The sequence below is a fragment of the Streptomyces atratus genome, assembly GCF_014648655.1.
Classification (GTDB): domain Bacteria; phylum Actinomycetota; class Actinomycetes; order Streptomycetales; family Streptomycetaceae; genus Streptomyces; species Streptomyces atratus.
In genome coordinates this window covers 15,535-33,430 of the sequence record NZ_BMRN01000018.1, presented here as the reverse complement: position 1 = coordinate 33,430, position 17,896 = coordinate 15,535, and the positions used below count along the sequence as shown (strand labels likewise).

General features: G+C 70.1%; 16 protein-coding genes. 10 read left to right on the top strand and 6 right to left on the bottom strand.

Annotation, left to right across the window (positions count from 1 at the left end):
* Window positions 1-126: 126 nt before the first annotated feature.
* Together IEZ15_RS25740 and IEZ15_RS47185 are read left to right on the top strand one after the other, a co-directional pair.
* Window positions 127-1,023, top strand: a complete 897-nt coding sequence (locus IEZ15_RS25740; protein ID WP_189279566.1) for a PaaX family transcriptional regulator C-terminal domain-containing protein — start codon at window positions 127-129, stop codon at window positions 1,021-1,023.
* Window positions 924-1,862, top strand: a complete 939-nt coding sequence (locus IEZ15_RS47185; RefSeq protein WP_373302620.1) for a GNAT family N-acetyltransferase — start codon at window positions 924-926, stop codon at window positions 1,860-1,862. Before IEZ15_RS25740 ends, IEZ15_RS47185 begins: the two co-directional genes overlap by 100 nt.
* Here IEZ15_RS47185 and fusA read toward each other — a convergent pair.
* Complete coding sequence (fusA, locus tag IEZ15_RS25735) at window positions 1,814-3,913, bottom strand: elongation factor G (protein WP_189279565.1); 2,100 nt, start codon at window positions 3,911-3,913, stop codon at window positions 1,814-1,816. The two genes, IEZ15_RS47185 and fusA, sit on opposite strands and share 49 nt — an antisense overlap.
* Before the next feature lie 765 nt (window positions 3,914-4,678).
* Here fusA and IEZ15_RS25730 point away from each other — a divergent pair.
* Entirely contained in the window at window positions 4,679-5,311 is a 633-nt protein-coding gene (locus tag IEZ15_RS25730; RefSeq protein ID WP_189279564.1) for a class I SAM-dependent methyltransferase, read from the top strand.
* Window positions 5,312-5,350: 39 nt separating this feature from the next.
* Here IEZ15_RS25730 and IEZ15_RS25725 read toward each other — a convergent pair whose 3' ends face one another.
* The 3 genes from IEZ15_RS25725 to IEZ15_RS25715 all read right to left on the bottom strand — a co-directional run bounded on the left by IEZ15_RS25725 (window position 5,351) and on the right by IEZ15_RS25715 (window position 7,352).
* A complete protein-coding gene (locus tag IEZ15_RS25725) occupies window positions 5,351-5,677 on the bottom strand; it encodes a hypothetical protein (RefSeq protein ID WP_189279563.1) in 327 nt (108 codons plus the stop codon).
* Between the two features lie 120 nt (window positions 5,678-5,797).
* Window positions 5,798-6,649, bottom strand: coding sequence for a DUF2510 domain-containing protein (locus IEZ15_RS25720; protein WP_189279633.1), 852 nt, complete (start codon window positions 6,647-6,649; stop codon window positions 5,798-5,800).
* Window positions 6,650-6,758: 109 nt separating this feature from the next.
* A complete protein-coding gene (locus IEZ15_RS25715) occupies window positions 6,759-7,352 on the bottom strand; it encodes a TetR/AcrR family transcriptional regulator (protein ID WP_114247895.1) in 594 nt (197 codons plus the stop codon).
* A gap of 78 nt (window positions 7,353-7,430) precedes the next feature.
* On the opposite strand from IEZ15_RS25715, the gene IEZ15_RS25710 reads away from it, so the two are divergent.
* The 7 genes from IEZ15_RS25710 to IEZ15_RS25680 all read left to right on the top strand — a co-directional run bounded on the left by IEZ15_RS25710 (window position 7,431) and on the right by IEZ15_RS25680 (window position 14,877).
* Complete coding sequence (locus tag IEZ15_RS25710) at window positions 7,431-8,963, top strand: class I adenylate-forming enzyme family protein (protein ID WP_189279562.1); 1,533 nt, start codon at window positions 7,431-7,433, stop codon at window positions 8,961-8,963.
* The gene (locus tag IEZ15_RS25705) at window positions 8,960-9,739 is read left to right on the top strand and encodes a crotonase/enoyl-CoA hydratase family protein (RefSeq protein ID WP_114247897.1); all 780 of its coding nucleotides are present in this window, start codon (window positions 8,960-8,962) and stop codon (window positions 9,737-9,739) included. The genes IEZ15_RS25710 and IEZ15_RS25705 overlap by 4 nt, the downstream gene beginning before the upstream one ends.
* 115 nt (window positions 9,740-9,854) lie before the next feature.
* Window positions 9,855-10,901 carry a S66 family peptidase gene (locus tag IEZ15_RS25700; RefSeq protein WP_189279561.1) on the top strand — a complete coding sequence of 349 codons (1,047 nt, stop codon included), beginning with the start codon at window positions 9,855-9,857 and terminating at the stop codon, window positions 10,899-10,901.
* A 145-nt stretch (window positions 10,902-11,046) separates the two neighbouring features.
* Window positions 11,047-11,781 (top strand): FadR/GntR family transcriptional regulator, encoded by a 735-nt coding sequence (locus tag IEZ15_RS25695; protein WP_189279560.1) that lies wholly within the window; start codon window positions 11,047-11,049, stop codon window positions 11,779-11,781.
* 152 nt (window positions 11,782-11,933) lie between these two features.
* On the top strand, window positions 11,934-12,701 hold the full coding sequence (locus IEZ15_RS25690) for a (Fe-S)-binding protein (protein ID WP_189279559.1): 768 nt from the start codon (window positions 11,934-11,936) through the stop codon (window positions 12,699-12,701).
* Window positions 12,698-14,248 carry a LutB/LldF family L-lactate oxidation iron-sulfur protein gene (locus tag IEZ15_RS25685; protein WP_189279558.1) on the top strand — a complete coding sequence of 517 codons (1,551 nt, stop codon included), beginning with the start codon at window positions 12,698-12,700 and terminating at the stop codon, window positions 14,246-14,248. Before IEZ15_RS25690 ends, IEZ15_RS25685 begins: the two co-directional genes overlap by 4 nt.
* Complete coding sequence (locus IEZ15_RS25680) at window positions 14,245-14,877, top strand: LutC/YkgG family protein (RefSeq protein WP_189279557.1); 633 nt, start codon at window positions 14,245-14,247, stop codon at window positions 14,875-14,877. The genes IEZ15_RS25685 and IEZ15_RS25680 overlap by 4 nt, the downstream gene beginning before the upstream one ends.
* A gap of 45 nt (window positions 14,878-14,922) precedes the next feature.
* Here the strand turns inward: IEZ15_RS25680 and IEZ15_RS25675 are convergent, their stop codons facing one another.
* Window positions 14,923-16,824: a DUF2264 domain-containing protein gene (locus IEZ15_RS25675; protein WP_189279556.1), complete on the bottom strand. Its 1,902-nt coding sequence runs from the start codon at window positions 16,822-16,824 to the stop codon at window positions 14,923-14,925.
* The gene (locus IEZ15_RS25670) at window positions 16,821-17,861 is read right to left on the bottom strand and encodes a hydroxyacid dehydrogenase (protein WP_189279555.1); all 1,041 of its coding nucleotides are present in this window, start codon (window positions 17,859-17,861) and stop codon (window positions 16,821-16,823) included. Before IEZ15_RS25670 ends, IEZ15_RS25675 begins: the two co-directional genes overlap by 4 nt.
* Between the last annotated feature and the right edge of the window lie 35 nt (window positions 17,862-17,896).

Genomic DNA, 17,896 nt, shown 5'->3' with positions numbered 1-17,896 from the left:
AAGGTACTCTATTTCGTAAACGATCGAATCGATTCCGATCGCTCCTCGATTCAGCATACCGATTCAGCAGCCCGACGCAGCACCTTGATCAACCATCTCGACGACGCTCGAAAGGCCCACCGCCCCATGCCTGGAACGGATTCACCCCGCACTCCGGAACCGGCCGTCCAGGTCCCCACCCGGACGCTCGTCGAGGCACTGATCCGCACCGACCACACCGTCGACACCGGCGAGCTCTACGCCATCGCCCCGCTGCTCGGCATGACCGACCAACAGGTACGGCTGTGCGTCAAGCGGCTGGTCACCGAGGGGCGCTTCACCCAGGAAGGCAGGGGGCGCAAAGCAGTCCTGCGGGCCACCGGCGCCACCGAGCAGGCTCTCGGGCCCGATGTCGAGTTCGTCGCGCATGCCTTCCGGCAGGACGCGGGCCTCGCACCCTGGGACGGCATCTGGCACCTCGTCGCCTTCGCGGTCCCCGAGACCGCCCGCACCGCTCGCGACGCCCTGCGGGCCGCCCTCACCCGGCTCGGCGGCGCCGCCGTGCAGGGCGGGCTCTACCTGAGCGCCAACGCCTGGGAGCCCTACGTCGAAGACCAAGCCCGTCGCCTCGATGTCCTCGACCACCTCACGCTGCTGACCACGGACAACCTGCGCCAGGGCAACGAACACGACCCCGCCGCACTCGCCCGCACCCTGTGGCCACAGGACGAGATCGCCGACCGCTATCAGCGACTTGTCTCCGTCGCCCGACCGCGGCTGCGGCGACTCCAGGAGGACGCCGGCCTTCCCGGTCCCCAGCGGCTGGCCATCGCGATCGAACTGGCCGCCGAGTTCACCCGCGCCATGGAGCCCGACCCACTCCTGCCCCCGGAGCTGCTGCCCCAGCCCTGGCCCGGCACCCAGGCCCGTCAGCTCGTCGCGCAATGCTGGTCACTCCTGGAGGACCGCGTAGAGGGGAGCGAGCGAGTCGGCCTTTTCCAGCTCTACCGCGACGTGGTCCGCCCAGGAGCAGCCGACAGCTGAGGTCCGCGACATCGACAGGCTCGGGTGGACGCTCGGCGTGCGACACCGTCCTGTGGCCATGGGCCGGCCGGATTCCCGCAGCCTGCCAGGCACCCGGTCGCCCGGTGGACCGGCGAAGGTCCGGTGCGGGCCCCTGCGAGGGTCCCGGTATGCAAGTCGTCGATCGCAGCGTCATCCATCTCCAACAGGCTTTCTCTGTGGCAGTTCCGCCAGGAGAACCTCGTGCGGGTTGGGCAATACCCCGGCCTCGGTGGTCCCGCAGACGCCGCCGGGCCGTCACCCCACTGCACTCGGCCTGTTTCGCGGGAACGTCCCGCCGGCTCACGCTCTTGGCGGGATGCCGAGACGGCATCCGGCAAGCGACCGCGCAGGACGAGGAGGTCTTCGCCGCCTTCCAGGCTTCGGCATCGGAACAGGACATGGACGATGCGTACGTGGAATTGGCCCACCGGGCCGTGTCCGGCGCCTTCGCGGACGAGCGTCTCGTCCGCGCCGCGAGCATGTACCCCTGGGACGACTCGACCGTCGCGGACCTCGGCGTGCTGACCCTGCCGTCCTTCCGGGGACAGGGGCACGCCCGCCGCGTTGTTCGGGCCATCTGCCGCCACGCTGCCGGGCAAGGCCATGAGCCCCAGTACCGGTGCATTTCAACCCGTCGGGCTGCCAGGCGCCGGCGGACGCAGTCCCGACCCGCCTGTTTCGACCGGTACCGCTTCCCAGGGGCTTCGGCTACAACTGACCCCGCGCCTTCGATGGCCCCGCCCGCGTACGGGCGGGGCCATCGAAGGTTCTACCGGTCCGGTGTCCCGCGGGGCACCGCGCTCGGCGCCGGGGCGTAACCGGTGGCCCGGGTGGTGAACGTTCCCCGGCCCTGGGTCCGGCTGCGCAGCCGGGTCGCATAGCCGAACAGCTCGGCCAGCGGAACGGTTGCGCTGATCACCGACGCGCCGGCCCGCGCGGTCGAGCCCGAGACCCGGCCGCGCCGTGCCGCCAGGTCACCGAGCACCCCGCCCACGGCGTCGTCGGGCACGGTGACCGTGACCTCCACCACCGGTTCCAGCAGCACCATCGCGCTGTTGCGCAGCGCCTCACGGAGCGCGAGCCGGCCGGCCGTCCGGAACGCCATCTCCGAGGAGTCCTTGGAGTGGGTGGCCCCGTCGGCCAGCGTGACCCGCAGTCCGGTCACCGGGTGTCCGCCGAGGGGGCCCTCCGCCAGGGCGTCCCGGCAGCCGGCCTCCACCGCCCGGACGTACTCCTGCGGCACCCGGCCACCGACGACGGTCGACCGGAACACGAAGTCCACTGCAGCGCCACCGCCGTTGTCACCGGCGGCTTCCAGCGGCTCCACATCGAGGACGACATGAGCGAACTGGCCGGCACCTCCGTCCTGCTTGACGTGTCGGTACACCAGTCCGGACACCCCTCGGGCGACGGTCTCCCGGTAGGCCACCTGCGGCCGGCCGACGCCGATCTCCAGCCCGTGAGCACGACGGATCTTCTCCACCGCGACCTCCAGATGCAGTTCCCCCATTCCGGACAGCACCGTCTGACCGGTCTCGGGGTCGGTCCGGACCGCCAGCGAAGGATCCTCCTCGACCAATCGCGCCAGCGCCGACACCAAACGTTCGGTGTCGGTGCGTCTGCGGGCCTCGACCGCCACGGAGACGACCGGATCGGCCACGGAGGGCGGCTCGAGAACCAATGGCGCCGCGGGTGTGCACAGGGTCGCCCCGGCACGGGCGGCTTTCAGCCCGATCACCGCGACGATGTCCCCGGCCACCGCCTGCTCCACGTCCGAGTGCTGCCCGGCCTGCACCCGCAGGATCCGGCCGATTCGCTCGTTGCGTCGCGCGCCCACGTCCAGCACCGCGTCCCCCTTCCGGATCGTTCCCGAATACACGCGCAGATAGGTCAGCCGCCCCGTGGCGGTCGAGTTCACCTTGAACACCAGCGCGGCGAACGGTGCCGCCGGGTCGGCGGACCGCTCCTGCACCGCGCCGTCCAGGGTGCCGCGTACCGCCGGCACATCCAGCGGCGAGGGCAGGTAGGCCACGACGGCCTCCAGCAGCGGTTCGATCCCTCGGTTGCGGTAGGCCGAGCCGCACAACACCACAACGCCCTCACCGGTACGGGTCAGGTCGCGCAGCGCGGCGGACAGAGTCTGTGCGGAGACGGTCGACTCCGCACAGAACTCCTCCAACGCGACCGGATGGAGTTCCGCCACCGTCTCCTCGAGCAGCCGACGGCGCCGGTGCGCCTCTTCCCACAGGGCGTCCGGCACCCGGCCCTCCTCGAACGTGCCGCGGCCGTCGGCCCAGACCAGCGACCGCATACGGAGCAGATCCACCACCCCGGTGAACCCGTCCTCCTTTCCGATCGGCAGCTGTACCACCAGCGGGACCGTGTGCAGCCGCACCTTTATCGACGCGACCGCCGCGTCGAGGTCGGCACCGGCACGGTCCAGCTTGTTGACGAACGCGATTCGCGGCACCCCGTGCCGATCGGCCTGCCGCCACACCGACTCGCTCTGCGGTTCGACCCCGGCGACAGCATCGAACACCGCGACCGCGCCGTCGAGCACCCGCAGCGAGCGCTCCACCTCGTCGGAGAAGTCGACATGGCCCGGGGTGTCGATCAGATTGATCCGGTGGCCGTCCCAGGCACAACTCACCGCAGCGGCGAAGATGGTGATCCCACGGTCGCGTTCCTGGGAATCGAAGTCGGTGACTGTCGTCCCGTCATGGACCTCGCCCCGCTTGTGGGTGGTGCCGGTGAGGTAGAGGATCCGTTCGGTGACGGTGGTCTTGCCGGCATCGACGTGGGCGAGGATGCCCAGATTGCGAACGCCGGTCAGTGGACTGGTGAGATGACGGTGCAGGTCGGTACGCACGGCCCATGGCCTTTCGGGTGATCCGGATCGGGTCGGCGCAATTTCCGGACGAACCGGCCTGTGGTCAGGCCCCGCAGAAACCCCTCAGGCGGCACACCGCATCGGTGCGCAGCCGCCCCGAGCGGCTCAACACCGTTAGGAATGCGGTCAGTTGTTCGTCACGGACGTCCGGTGCCGGCCGCGCAGCAGGCACCGGGCACACGAGGACACCAGGATCACCTCGTACCGCGACCGGGGGACAACAACAGCGGTGCGACAACGCACGGCCGGTCTCCCCTCACTCGTCACGGTGCGCGCTGCGATGGTTTTGCAGCGCGCGATCGGTGGCGAGTGTAGTGAAGCCGGTGCCGGCGGTTCACCGGGTTTTTCTGCCTGACGCCGTATCCGGCGCCCCGCGCATCGGACCGGGGCGGCTCCTCCTCCCCGGCCATCGGCGGCCGGGAAATCCTGGACTCGGTCCCGGTGTGCAACCAGGCCGCCTTCCCGGCTGTCAACCTCACGAGAGGTGAGGAGGAGCGGATGGGAACCGCGCAGATCCTGCTGCCGCTGCCGCTGCGGACATCGGTCCGGGCCGGTGTCCGGCCGGGGCGGCCGTTGCCCGGAGCCGCGCTGTTGCCTGGCGGCGAGCGACGGACGATCCGTTCCCCTCGTTCGTCTACCGGGCACCCTGATCCCCCATGTGGCGTGCCCCGATCGGGCGTTGAAGGTCGCTGCGAATGATGAAACGATCCGAGGAGCCGCCGGGACAACGGAAGGACCACATCGATGGACGAAGACCAGGGCCTCTCGGCCGGGCAGGTGTTCGATGCTCTGGGCGCCGAGTACGAGCGGGCGTTCGCCGACTCGGTCACCCATCACGCCTCGCTGAACCGGCTGTTGGAGCACATCGCACCGCACAGCCGGATCCTGGACGTGGGCTGCGGAACAGGCCGGCCGACCGCGCAGACGCTGGTCGACGCCGGTCATGATGTGCTGGGTGTCGACGTCTCGCCCGTCATGGTGGAGCTGGCGGTCCGACAAGTGCCCGGTGCATCCTTCGAGTGTGCCGATATTCGCGAACTTCCCCTGGGCGATGGGAGTTTCGATGCGGTCTGCGTGTACTTCTCGTTGCTGCAGATGTCCCGCGACGACCAGTTCCGACTCCTGGGGAAGCTGGCGCGACTGCTGGTACCCGGAGGTCACCTGGTCGTCGCGACGGTGCCGCTGGACGTCGAGGACGTCAGCGTCGTCTTCATGGGGCAGAAGGTGCGGGCGACCAGCTTCGGCGCCGATGAATTCACCGAGCTGGTCGCCCGGGCCGGATTCACGGTCCTCTGGGAGCACAGCAGCCTGTTCACCCCGGCCTACGAAGCAGCGGTGGCCGAGCCCCAGTTGTTCCTGCACTGCCGACGGGCCTGACATACCGCGGGCCCGCCCGCAGGAGAGGCCGGCGGTATGTCAGTGCTCTCGCAGAAGCACCCCGAGCCGTCGTGGGCGACGTACCCCGGGGCACCGCTGCACAAGAACGCCCGGGCGCTTGCAGGCGTCCAGCGGACCCTTCCACCTGCGAAGCGCATGCCTGCCGCATCTGCGCCACTGCGCGGGCGAGATGGGTACGGGCTGCCCACCCCTGGTGACCATCGCGTTGACCGGCGTCATCGGATCCGTCGCCATGGTCTTGGCCAGCAGCACGCCGATCACCAGCGGGGCCAAGGTCACGGCCAGGGCCGTACCGGCGGTGGCGACGTGCTGCATGCGGGGGCTGGGCGGTGTGTCAGGAGCCATGGGTGTCATTCGACCAGCGATGGCCCGGTGGGAAATAGGACGACGTACTCAGTCCGGTCGTCCTTTCGTACTCACCGGTGTACGACGCCCGCCCTGCCGTCCTGATCGTCCGCCACGCTCCTACGCGGTGGTGCCGGGACCGGAGCCCGTTCCCGATGCGGCCTTGATGCCCTTGGTGATGTCGTCCATGACGGAGAGGTCCGGCGCCTTGGTGTTGATGTCGAAGCCGGAACGGACGACGATCAGTGTGTCCGTGGAGCGGGGGGACGGGAACGCCAGCGACTGGACGTACCCGTCGTCGCCGCTCTTCGTCACCACTTTCCAGCGCACCAGATAGCCCTGCTCACCGGCCACGGTGACCGGCCCCGACTTGAGCTCCTGATGCGAGGTGATGCCTCCGTAGATCTTCTCGCCGTAGGACTCCGTCGCATTGGCGGAGATGTCCTTCGTCGCCGTGGCCTTCGCCGTTGTGGTGTCGAGCTTCAGGGCCTTCGCCGGCATGGAGAAAACCCCGCCGCGCACGCACTGCTGGGACGAGTCGCCGGGACAGGCGTACTCGCCCGTGGTCACTCCCGCGCCCGCGATCCCCGACTTGCCCGTCCAGCCGTCGGGCACCGGGAGGCTGATTCCGCCGGCCAGGTCCGTGGCGTAGCCGTCCTCGGTCTGCGGCAACTGCCGCTCGGGCGCCTGGCTCTCGCCGCCGCCTCCGGGTGGGCCGGAAGGCGCGGTGGACGGGGCGGTGGCCGCACTCTCCTTCGAATCGCCGGAATTGTCCGAAAGCAGGAAGAGACCGCCCCCGATGGCGGCGAGAACCACCACACCTGCGGTGATGCCGATCCGCATCCGGCGGCGGCGGATCGCGGCGGGCGGCACGCGGAGATGGTCGGTCCACTGGTTGCCGTCCCACCAGCGTTCGTGAACGGGGCCAATTCCTGTATACCCGGGGTCAGGATGCCAGCCGGGCGGGCTCATCTGGGTCACGCGGCCCAGCGTAGAACGGTTGCGTGAGAATCAGATGAATCCATTTGACCGGATGACCGGATGAATGGGCGCATCGGGCGAACATGGTGAATCACGTGAATCAGGCGAGGAAGCGCTCCGCCCACAACCGCAGCATCTCGTCCCCGAACGCCGGGTCCTCGCGCAGCACACCGGTGAGCGCCAGCCCTCGGTGCAGGACCAGCAGGGATTCGCAGAGCATGGCGAAATCGTCGCGCGCCGCGACCTTTGGCCCGAAGATGTCTGCGATCACGGCGCGCTGAGCGGCGCCCACCTCCCGTTCCGCGGGCAGCAGGGCCGCCTTGAGGCCGGGATCGGTGCGGGCCGCGAGCCACAGCTCCAGGCCCGCGAGAAAGTGCGGTCCCGACATCGCGGTACGCAGCAGCGCGAGCCCGTGCTCCGGATGCGCGGCGCCCCCGTCCGTCTCTGCGCGGATGTGTGCGAGGCGCTGCTCGGCGACATGGTGGGTCGCCGCCGCCAACAGATCGGCCTTGGAGGCGAAGTGGTGCAGCAGCGCGCCCCGTGACACCCCGGCCCGTTCCTGTACCCGCTGGGTGGTCGTACCCGCGAAACCGTGCTCCACCAGGCAGTCGATCGTGGCGTCGAGAAGCCGTTGCCGGGTCTCCTCCCTTCGCTGCTGCTGGGTGCGTCGGGTGGGCGGTGTGACGGGGGGCATGGCGCGAGCCTACGACATGGAAAATGAACCAATAAACAGTCTGGACGGACTGTATTTGGCGGGTCTATCGTCCGGCACATGCTTGCTGTAGACCTGGTTCGCCGCGGTGCCGCGCGTTTCGCAGGACGTACCGCCGTGCATTTCGAAGACCGTTCCCTCACCTATGCGGAGGTGGACGAGGCCGCAAACCGCCTCGCCCATGTCCTGGCCGGACTCGGCGTCTCGCGGGGCGACCGCGTCGGGCTGCTCCTCGGCAACGGGCTGTGGTCCGTCTCCGTCGACTTCGCCTGCCTCAAGGCCGGCGCTGCCCGCGTCCCCCTCAATGGCCGGCTCTCCGCCGCCGAACACACCCGTATGCTCCGGGACACCGGCGTCACACTGCTGGTGTACGGGCCCGAGCTCGCCGAGCGGGCGCTCGAACTCGGCTCGTCCGTGGCCGGGTTGAGGCTCGCCTGCCTCGGCGGGTCCACGCATGCGGACCACCTCGACCTGATGGCCGCGATGCGCGGGGCGAGCGCCGCCGACCCGATGCTGCCCGCCGCGCCGGACGACGTCATCCTCATCCTCTACACCTCAGGCACCACCGGCACGCTCAAGGCGGCCCAGCACACCCAGGCGAGCTACGCGGCGATCACCGCGAACATCCTGTCCAATCTCGTCTCGCCGGGCCGGGACGATGCGATGCTGCATGCCGCGTCCCTCATCCATGCCGGCGGCACCTTCGTACTGCCGTACTGGGTGCGGGGCGGCGCGTCCGTCGTCCTCGGCGGCTTCGACCCGGACGAGTACCTCGCCGCCATCCCCCGGTACGGGGTGACCGCCGTCAACCTCGTCCCGACCATGCTCGGCATGCTCTTCGCCGAAGGGCGGGCCGAGCGCGCGGACCTCGCCCGGCTGTCCACCGTCGTCTACGGCGCGAGCCCGATGCCGCGCCCGCTCATCGAGCACGCTCTGGACGCCTGGGGCCCCAGATTCGTCCAGTACTTCGGCCAGACCGAGGCGCCGCTGTGCCTCACCGTGCTGGACAAGGACGACCACGCCGAGGGCGGCGTGCTGCTCGGTGCCGCCGGGCACCCCGCCGTCGATGCGCAGCTCGCCCTCACCGACGAGGACGGCGCCCCGGTCGCGGCCGGTGAGATCGGCGAGGTGCGCGTCAAGGCCCCCTTCGCCATGACCGGTTACTACAACGAGCCCGGGCTGACCGCGCAGAGCCTCGGCCCCGACGGCTGGGTCCGCACCCGAGACCTCGCACGTTTCGACGACCGTGGCTACCTCCACCTCGTCGACCGCAGCAGCGACATGATCATCACGGGTGGCTACAACGTCTACCCGCGGGAGGTCGAGGACGCGCTCGCGAGCCACCCCGCCGTCGCCCAGTGCGCCGCCGTCGGCGCCCCCGACCCCATCTGGGTCGAGGCCGTCACCGCCTTCGTCACCCTGCGAACGGGGGCCGAGGTCTCCGAAGCAGCCCTGCGCGAACATGTACGCGCCCGGCTGGCCGGGTACAAGGTTCCGAAGACCGTGCACTTCGTGGACACCATTCCGTACTCCCCGGTCGGCAAGATCCTCCGCCGGGCCCTGCGTGATCCCCTGTGGGAGGGCGAACGATGAAGGAGAATCCTGCGGTGCGGACCGAGCGCGACGGTCCCGTGTTCACGGTGATCCTCAGCCGGCCCGAGGTCCGTAACGCCGTTGATGGTCCCACTGCGGACCGACTTGCCGATGCTTTCCGTCAGTTCGAGGCCGACCCGGATGCGGCCGTCGCCGTGCTGTGGGGCGAGGGCGGCACGTTCTGTGCCGGTGCCGACCTGAAGGGCATCGGTACGGAACGGGGCAACAAAGTCCTGGCCGAGGGCGACGGGCCGATGGGCCCGACCCGTATGCGCCTGAGCAAGCCCGTCATCGCGGCGGTCGCGGGGCATGCGGTGGCCGGAGGGCTGGAGCTGGCCGTCTGGTGCGATCTGCGGGTGGCCGAGGACGATGCGGTGTTCGGGGTGTTCTGCCGCCGCTGGGGGGTGCCGCTGGTGGACGGAGGGACCGTGCGGCTGCCGCGTCTGATCGGTGAGAGCCGGGCCATGGACATGATCCTCACGGGGCGGCCGGTTCCGGCCTCCGAGGCGTACGCCATCGGGCTCGTCAACCGGATCGTCCCGCCGGGTGAAGCCCGCCGCGCGGCGGAGCGACTCGCCCGGGAGATCGCCGCGTTCCCGCAGCTGTGTCTGCGCCACGACCGGCTCTCGGTGCGCGAGCAGCACGGTCTGAGCGAGCCGGACGCCCTCGCCTCGGAGTACCGGCACGGCCTGGTGCCACTGACTGCGGGGGAGACACGGGCCGGTGCCGACCGCTTCGGGGGCGGCGCGGGCCGCCACGGGTCCTTCGCCGACTGAACGGCGGGCCGCCCCGCGCGACGGGGGCGGCCCGCGCGACCAGCACCTGGGAGACAAACCGACCGGGGCGGAAAATTCGACGCAGCCCGGGTGCGCCGGCACATACGCTCACCGGATGTCGACACACCTGTACCCCACCAAGCCCCGGGCGGGCGATCGCGTCGCCGTGCTGTCGCCCTCGTCCGGTCTCCCCGGCATCCTGCCCCTGCCTTTCGAGCTGGGACTGCGCAGACTGAGGGAGGAGTTCGGGCTCGAACCGGTGGAGTACGCGGCGACTCGGAAGATGGGCTCCACTCCGCGGGAGCGGGCCGCCGACATCCATGCCGCCTTCGCCGACCCCGATATCAAAGCCGTGATCTCCAGCATCGGCGGCGACGACCAGATCACCGTCCTGCCGCACCTGGACCGCGATCTCCTGCGTGCCAACCCCAAGCCCTTCTTCGGATACAGCGACTGCACCAACCTGCTGGTGTTCCTCGGCAACCTGGGCATCGTCGGTTACCACGGCGGAACAGTGATGGTCGAGATGGGGCGCCCCGGCGCGATGCACCCCCTGACCGCCGACTCCCTGCGGGCGGCGCTCTTCACCCGTGGCGCCTTCGAGCTCACCCCGTCCAAGGAGACCAACGGGGCCGACGGCCGCTGGGAGGAGCCGCGCACCTTCGACTCCGAACCCGAGATGCGGTCCTGTGACGGCTGGATCTGGCACAACGCCGACGGCCGGGCCGTCCGGGGCGCGAGCTGGGGCGGCAACCTGGAGATCCTGTCCTGGCTGTTGATGGCCGACCGTGAGATCCAGCCGGTCGCGGCCTACGCGGGCCGGGTGCTGTTCCTCGAAACGTCCGAGGAGATGCCGTCAGCCGACGAGGTCTACCGGATTCTGCGGAACATGGGGGAGCGGGGGCTGCTGCGACAGTTCCCCGCCCTCCTCATGGGGCGGGCCAAGAACTGGTCCTTCGGCCAGCCCCTGGCCGTCGAGCAGGGGGAACGGTATCGCGAGGAGCAACGCAACGCGGTCATGAGGGCGTTGAGCGAATACGCGCCCGAGACCATGGCCGTCTTCGACGTCGACCTCGGACACACCGATCCGCAGCAGATCATCCCGTTCGGCGGGCACATCGACGTGGACGGAGTGGGCCGCCGCATCGTCGTCACATACTGAGAACGCACGTGTCGCGACGGCCGTCGGCAGCGGGTCCCGCACGACCGGCCTTTGGTCCGACCATACGTGATGTGTGACATAGTTGGAGATCGGGCGGCAGACACGACGGCAACCGGACGATTCCGGCCGAGGCAGGGGGTGACGGATGCCCGTCGAGTGGCAACCCGTACGGCAGTCCCGTACGCATGAACTCGTGCTCCAGAGCATCGAGCAGCGGGTGTTCGCCGGTGAGCTCAGGGCCGGCGACCGGCTGCCGCCCGAGCGTGAGCTCGCGCCCGTTCTCGGGGTCAGCCGGTCCGCGCTGCGTGAGGCGCTGAGGGTGCTGGAGACCATCGGTGTGCTGGTCGCCCAGCCGGGCCGGGGGCCGGACGCCGGGGCGCGGATCGTACGCAACCCGGACGACGCCCTCGGCCGGCTGCTGCGTCTGCACTTCGCCCTCGGCAGCTACAGCCTTCATGACGTCCTGGAGGCGCGCGTCGTGCTGGAGAGGTCGAGTTTCGAGGCGGCCGCGCGGCACGCCTCGAAGGAGGACCTCGACAAGGCGGAGGCCCTGGTCGTACGGATGGGGGAGCCGGATGTCGAGGTTGTCGAGTTCAACGACCTGGACACCCGGTTCCATGTGCACATCGCCCGCAGCTCCGGCAATGAGCTGACCTCCACGCTCACCTCCGCCGTACGCGAGTCGGTGCGCCCGCTGATCCTGCGCGCCCTGGAGGAGGCCGAGGACTGGCCGGCCGCAGCCGCCGCACTCAATGCGGAGCACACCGAACTCCTGCGGCTGGTGCGCGCGGGCAAGGGTGCGAAGGCCGCCGACCTGGTCGAGCAGCACATCCGCAGCCTCCATGGCACGCTCGTCGACGAGAGCGCCGAGCGGCTGTAGGGGCGGTGATCGACGACCGGCGCGTCGGTCTTAGAAATTGTCAGGGCCATGACCGTATATTCCGGTCGCTCCGGCGTGCCGCACCCTTCGACTTCCGGACCGAGGCTAGTATGGTCGGACCATAAAAGTGGAGAATCGATCGGAGAGGCCCCATGCGCATCGGACTCTTCGCCACCTGTCTGGGAGACACGCTCTTCCCCGAGGCGGTGAAATCGACTGCGGTCCTGCTCGCCCGTCTGGGCCATGACGTGGTGTTCCCGCCGGGACAGACCTGCTGCGGTCAGATGCACGTCAACACCGGTTACCAGCGTGAACCCGTGCCCCTGGTGCGGAACTTCGCCGAGCAGTTCGGTGACGCGTCGATCGACGCCGTCGTCATGCCGTCCGGATCCTGTGCGGGCTCGGTCCGTCATCAGCACGAGATCGTCGCCGAGCGGTACGGGGACGCGGCGCTGCGTGCGGGTGTCGCCACCGTCAAGGCCAAGACGTACGAGCTGTCCGAGTTCCTCGTCGACGTCCTGGAGGTGACCCAGGTCGGGGCGTACTTCCCGCACCGGGTGACGTACCACCCCACCTGCCACTCCCTGCGCATGCTCCGGGTCGGCGAGAAGCCGCTGAAACTGCTCCGCGCCGTCGACTCCATCGACCTCGTCGAGCTCCCCGAAGCCGACTCCTGCTGCGGATTCGGCGGCACATTCGCCATCAAGAACGCCGAGACGTCGACGGCCATGCTCCAGGACAAGATGCGCAACATCGCCACCACCGGAGCCGATGTGTGCACCGCGGGCGACTCGTCCTGTCTGATGCACATCGGCGGCGGACTCTCCCGTATCGCCGCGGGCACCCGCACCCTGCACCTCGCACAGATCCTCTCCTCCACCCGCACCTCGCCGTACGTCCCGACGGAGGCCGTCCGATGAGCAGCACCTTCCTCGGCATGCCCGCGACCCCGCCCCGTTCCCCGTACGGAACCGGAAATCTGCGCGGCGACCGGACGTTCCCCGAGGCCGCCCACGACGAACTGCGCAATGAACAACTGCGCCGCAATCTCGGCAGGGCCACCCACACGATCCGCGCCAAACGCCTGAATGTCACCGGCGAACTGCCCGACTGGGAAGAGCTGCGCGACGCCGGCTCGGCCCTCAAGACCGACACCATGAACCGGCTCCCCGAACTCCTGGAACAACTGGAGCGCAAGGTCACCGAGCGGGGCGGCACCGTCCACTGGGCACGCGACGGAGTCGAGGCCAACGAGATCGTCACCCGGCTGGTCAAGGCGACGGGCAGCAGCGAGGTCATCAAGGTCAAGTCGATGGCCACCCAGGAGATCGGCCTCAACGAGCACCTCGAATCGGTCGGCATCACCCCGTGCGAGACGGACCTCGCCGAACTGATCGTCCAGCTCGCGCACGACAAGCCGTCGCACATCCTGGTGCCCGCGATCCACCGCAACCGCGACGAGATCCGGCAGATCTTCCTCAAGGAGATCCCGGGCATCGACCCGGGTCTCGACAACGTACCCGCGCATCTCGCCGCCGCGGCCCGCGCCTATCTGCGCGACAAGTTCATGACGACCAAGGTGGCGATCTCCGGCGCCAACTTCGGTATCGCCGAGACCGGCACCCTCTGTGTCGTCGAGTCCGAGGGCAACGGCCGTATGTGCCTGACCCTGCCCGACACCCTGATCACCGTCATGGGCATCGAGAAGGTGCTGCCGCGCTATCAGGACCTCGAAGTCTTCCTGCAGTTGCTGCCGCGTTCCTCCACCGGTGAGCGGATGAACCCGTACACCTCGATGTGGACCGGTGTGACACCCGATGATGGACCGCAGGACTTCCATCTGGTCCTGCTCGACAACGGACGCACCGCCGCGCTCGCCGACCGGATCGGGCGCGAGGCGCTCAACTGCATCCGCTGCTCGGCCTGTCTCAACGTCTGCCCGGTGTACGAACGGGCCGGCGGCCATGCGTACGGATCGACGTACCCCGGACCGATCGGCGCGGTCCTCACCCCGCAGCTCGCCGGGATGCACGCGGCCAAGGACGACCCCAACAGCTCCTTGCCGTACGCCTCCAGCCTCTGCGGTGCCTGCTTCGACGCCTGCCCGGTCAAGATCGACATTCCGTCGCTGCTGGTCGAGCTGCGCCACCAGCACACCGAGGAGTCCGGTACGACGGTGGAGAAGCTGGCCATGAAGGCCGCGGCCGGGGTGATGAAGAGGCCGAAGCTGTACACCGCCGCGCAGAAGGGTGCGGCGATCGGCCGCGTCATGGCCGGGCGGGACGGGAAGATCTCGCATCTGCCGCCGCCGTTCGACGGCTGGAGCGACAGCCGTGACATCGCCGCCCCGCCGAAGCAGACCTTCCGCTCCTGGCTGGCATCGGCCGAAGGTGCGGCGACGATGCGGGCCGCCGCCAACGAGCACGAGAAGAACCAGAAGAACCAGAAGAAGGAGGAGGAGAAGTGACGGCCGCTCGGGAAACGGTGCTGGGCAGGATCAGGGACGCCCTGGTCCTCGCCCCGACCCAGGACACCACCGTCCGCCGCGCCTACCGCACCGGCCGCAGCCTCCCCGACGACGAGCGCCTGGCCCTCTTCACCGACCGGCTCGTCGACTACAAGGCACAGGTGCACACCTGCACCGCGGACCGCACGGCGCAGGTCGTCGCCGAGGTGCTGCGGGAGCGCGGCGCCCAGCGGATCGGTGTGCCGGCCGGACTCGACGCGGCGTGGCTCGGCGCGTACGACGGTGAGGTCCAGCAGGACTCCGCAGACATTGCGGCTCCCCGGCTCGACGCATTGGACGGGGTCGTCACCGCCTCGGCCGTCGGCTGCGCGGAGACGGGCACCATCTTTCTGGACGGCTCACCCGACCAGGGGCGGCGGGCGCTGTCCCTCGTCCCCGATCTGCATGTGTGCGTCGTCGATCTGTCGACGGTCGAGGCCGGGGTACCGGAAGCGGTGGCCCGGCTGGTGCCGGAGCGGCCCACGACGCTGATCAGCGGTCCTTCGGCCACGTCCGACATCGAACTGGAGCGGGTGGAGGGTGTGCACGGTCCGCGCACACTGGCCGTGGTGATCAGGACAGACGTGTAGGGGAGGGCGGGGTTGCGCGGCCCCGCGGCCGCGCAACCCCGGTGCTCACCCGTGCGCGACCGTCAGCGGCTCGAAGCCGATACGCGTCGTCGCCGCATCCTCCGCCCAGCAGACCTCCACCGTGTCCCCGTCCACATTCACCCCGCTCACCGCCGCATCGAGCGGCGCCGCGTCGGGCTCCGCGGTCAGCGAGGCGAGCGCCACCAGCACCGCCGTGCCCTCAGCAGCCGCGGACAGCCGGGGCACGATTGCCCAGCGCGTGTACGCCGTACCCTGCGGGGCCCGTATCCCGTCCCGAGTCTCCCAGCCGTGCAGACCGTGCAACGCGGAGGTCACCGCGTCGTCGCGGCCGGTCGCCCAGCCCGTCTGCTCCACCCGGGCCCCTGCCGGTGCGCCGAGCACGCGGTGCACCCTCAGCTCGTACCGGCCGCGGACCACGGTGACGCTCTCGACCCGCATCCCCGGCACCATCGGCGCACCGGACGTGAACACCGGGCGGTGCCAGGAGGCGGCCCAGCCCCAGCCGTCGCCCCCACCGGCGCCCAGCGGACGGATGGCACGGCGACCGCTGCGCACCCCGGCGACGACCACGGCCAGATGGTTGTCCGCCACGTTCGCCTTCGACGTGGGGCCGGTCACCGTGGAGTACGACTGACGGCTGTACAGCGGATCGTCCTGAACACCCGACTCGCCCTCGTGCGGGCGCACATGGTCGCTGCCGTGGTTGTGCAGCCGTACGATCCCGTCCGCCCGGGTGGACTGCACGAGCAGTCCGGGCGCCGGCAGTGCGAGCACCCGGTCGGGGCCCTCGCTCGGCGAGGGTTCCTCGGTCGAGGTCCACAGCGGATGACCGTCCGGGGCGAGCAGCGAAACGAAGGCCTTGGACGCCCAGTACGGCGAGGCGGGGGCCGAGTAGTTCTGCAGCGTCGCCTCGTGCGGGCCGTGCCAGCCCAGGCTCAGCAGCCCGTCCGTACCGGTCGCACCCCGGTCCAGGAAGTAGCGCAGCGACCCGTTGATCACCCGACGCGAGGCGCCGGGCGTGAGCGGGGTGTGCCCGGTGACGGCGCCGAGCGCGATCGACGAAGCGGCCGCGAAGCGGTACGTCAGCGAGCGGCCGAAGTGGATCGGCGCACCGTCGCCGCCGAACAGCAGCGAGAAGCCCTTCAGATGTTCGCGAAGCCGGTCGCCGTAGTGCGCGGACAACTCGGCGTCACCCGACAGATGTGCGTCCAGCACGGGGTAGAGGTGCAGCGCCCAGCCGTTGTAGTGGTCGAACGCGCGGCCGTCGCCGTCCGAGTACCAGCCCTGCCCTCGGTACCAGCCCTCCAGCAGATCGAGGGCACGCCCCTTCGCACGGGCCGTCTCCGCGTCGCCACGGCCCACGGAATCGAGGAACGCGGCCACGGAGTAGGGGAACAGGTACCAGTTGTTGGGAGCGGGGGTGTGCCGCAGCGCGCCGCGCAGCCACTCCTCGGTACGGTCCTGCACCCCGGACTCCAGCCGGTCCCAGAGCCACGGCCGGGTCAGCCGCAGACCGATGGCGACCGACGCGGACTCGACCATCGGCTGGCCGAAGACGGTGTGGTCGCGGATCAGTGGCCAGGACTCGGCATCGTCCCGGCCGGGGGTACGGGTACCTGCGGTGAGCCCGTCGGCGTACCGGCCGAGCCAGCCGTGCGGGTCCTTGCCTTGCGCGCCCGCCACCCGGAAGGCGGCGGCGAGGAACGTACGCGCGTACCCCTCCAGACCGTCGGAACGCACCCCGGATGCGGACGGCCGGCCCGGCAGGTCCAGCAGCGCGCCGCCGGGAGTGGCCCACTGCCAGGCGGCCTTGAGCAGTCCGTCCGCAGCTGCCTCCCAGTGCGCACGGGTGTAGCCGGTGTGCGGGCTCAACGCCCGGTCATCGGCGGGGAGTTCGAGGGGAGAGCCCAGGTGGGGTGCGGTCATGCGAGGAATGCCAGCCTTTCACGTCGTACGGGGTGGGCGAATCCGTCGCCCGCGGCCCAGCGGCCGGCCTCGCCGACCGCCAGATCGACCAGTCGCCGCCACTCGTTGCCCTGCGAGCCTGCGAGGTGCGGGGTGATGGTCACGTTGTCGCACTCCCAGAGGGGGTGTGCGACGGGAAGGGTGTCGGGCTCCGTGACATCGAGGATCGCCCGGATCCGGTCCTGCCGCAGTACGTCGACGAGCGCGTCCTGGTCGACGACGGCGCCCCGCGAGGTGTTGATGAGCACACCGTCGGGGCGCATCGAGGTGAGCAGTTCCCGGCTGACGAGCCCACGGGTGGCCGGCAGCAGGGGGGTGTGGACGCTCACCACGTCGCTGCGGGCGAACAGTTCACCTAGGCCGACGGGCCGGACGCCGAGAGCGGCGGCCTCCGACTCGGAGACGTATGGATCGTGGAGCAGCATCGGCAGGTCGTACGGCCGAAGCAGTTCGATGACGCGGCGGCCGATCAGCGAGGCGGACAGAATGCCGACGGTGCGGCCGTAGTTCCCGACCTCCGTCGAGGTGGCGAGCCAGTTGTCGCGGCGGCGTTCGGTCCGGTAGTCGCGGGCCCGTTCCAGGACCCGTTTTCCGGAGAGCAGGATCATCGCGACGGTGTACTCCGCCACCGGCAGGGCGTTGGCGGCGGCCGCCGACGAAACCTCGATGCCGCGTTCCCAGCAGGCCTCGGTGATGTGTCCGCGGATGCTGCCCGCGGTGTGGACGACGGCGCGCAGATGCGGCGCCGTGTCCAGGGCCGCCTTGTCGAGGGGCGGACAGCCCCAGCCGGTGACCAGGACCTCCACGTCGGCCAGTACGGCGCGGGCCCGGTCGGTCGTGAAGTCGTCGAGAACGGGCAGGGGAGCGAGGTCGCACACCTCGCCGAGCGCGGCCAGGGACCGTGCGTCGAGGAGGGCGGCCGCGGCGTCAGGCTTCATGGCGACGGCGGCGCGTGGCCGGTTCCGTGTGCCGGAGGAGGTGTGGGCAGTGCTGGGCATCTTTCTCCTGGTACGGGGGTGGGGGCTGGTGGCGC

Bases quoted from the DNA above. Each gene is read 5' to 3' on its own strand.
- IEZ15_RS25690 (WP_189279559.1), top strand. From the start codon at position 11,934: ATGCGCATCGGACTCTTCGCCACCTGTCTGGGAGACACGCTCTTCCCC.
- IEZ15_RS25705 (WP_114247897.1), top strand. From the start codon at position 8,960: ATGAAGGAGAATCCTGCGGTGCGGACCGAGCGCGACGGTCCCGTGTTC.
- IEZ15_RS25695 (WP_189279560.1), top strand. From the start codon at position 11,047: ATGCCCGTCGAGTGGCAACCCGTACGGCAGTCCCGTACGCATGAACTC.
- IEZ15_RS25670 (WP_189279555.1), bottom strand. From the start codon at position 17,861: ATGCCCAGCACTGCCCACACCTCCTCCGGCACACGGAACCGGCCACGC.
- IEZ15_RS25715 (WP_114247895.1), bottom strand. From the start codon at position 7,352: ATGCCCCCCGTCACACCGCCCACCCGACGCACCCAGCAGCAGCGAAGG.
- IEZ15_RS25710 (WP_189279562.1), top strand. From the start codon at position 7,431: ATGCTTGCTGTAGACCTGGTTCGCCGCGGTGCCGCGCGTTTCGCAGGA.
- IEZ15_RS47185 (WP_373302620.1), top strand. From the start codon at position 924: ATGCTGGTCACTCCTGGAGGACCGCGTAGAGGGGAGCGAGCGAGTCGG.
- IEZ15_RS25700 (WP_189279561.1), top strand. From the start codon at position 9,855: ATGTCGACACACCTGTACCCCACCAAGCCCCGGGCGGGCGATCGCGTC.
- IEZ15_RS25725 (WP_189279563.1), bottom strand. From the start codon at position 5,677: ATGGCTCCTGACACACCGCCCAGCCCCCGCATGCAGCACGTCGCCACC.
- IEZ15_RS25740 (WP_189279566.1), top strand. From the start codon at position 127: ATGCCTGGAACGGATTCACCCCGCACTCCGGAACCGGCCGTCCAGGTC.
- IEZ15_RS25685 (WP_189279558.1), top strand. From the start codon at position 12,698: ATGAGCAGCACCTTCCTCGGCATGCCCGCGACCCCGCCCCGTTCCCCG.
- IEZ15_RS25675 (WP_189279556.1), bottom strand. From the start codon at position 16,824: ATGACCGCACCCCACCTGGGCTCTCCCCTCGAACTCCCCGCCGATGAC.
- IEZ15_RS25720 (WP_189279633.1), bottom strand. From the start codon at position 6,649: ATGAGCCCGCCCGGCTGGCATCCTGACCCCGGGTATACAGGAATTGGC.
- IEZ15_RS25730 (WP_189279564.1), top strand. From the start codon at position 4,679: ATGGACGAAGACCAGGGCCTCTCGGCCGGGCAGGTGTTCGATGCTCTG.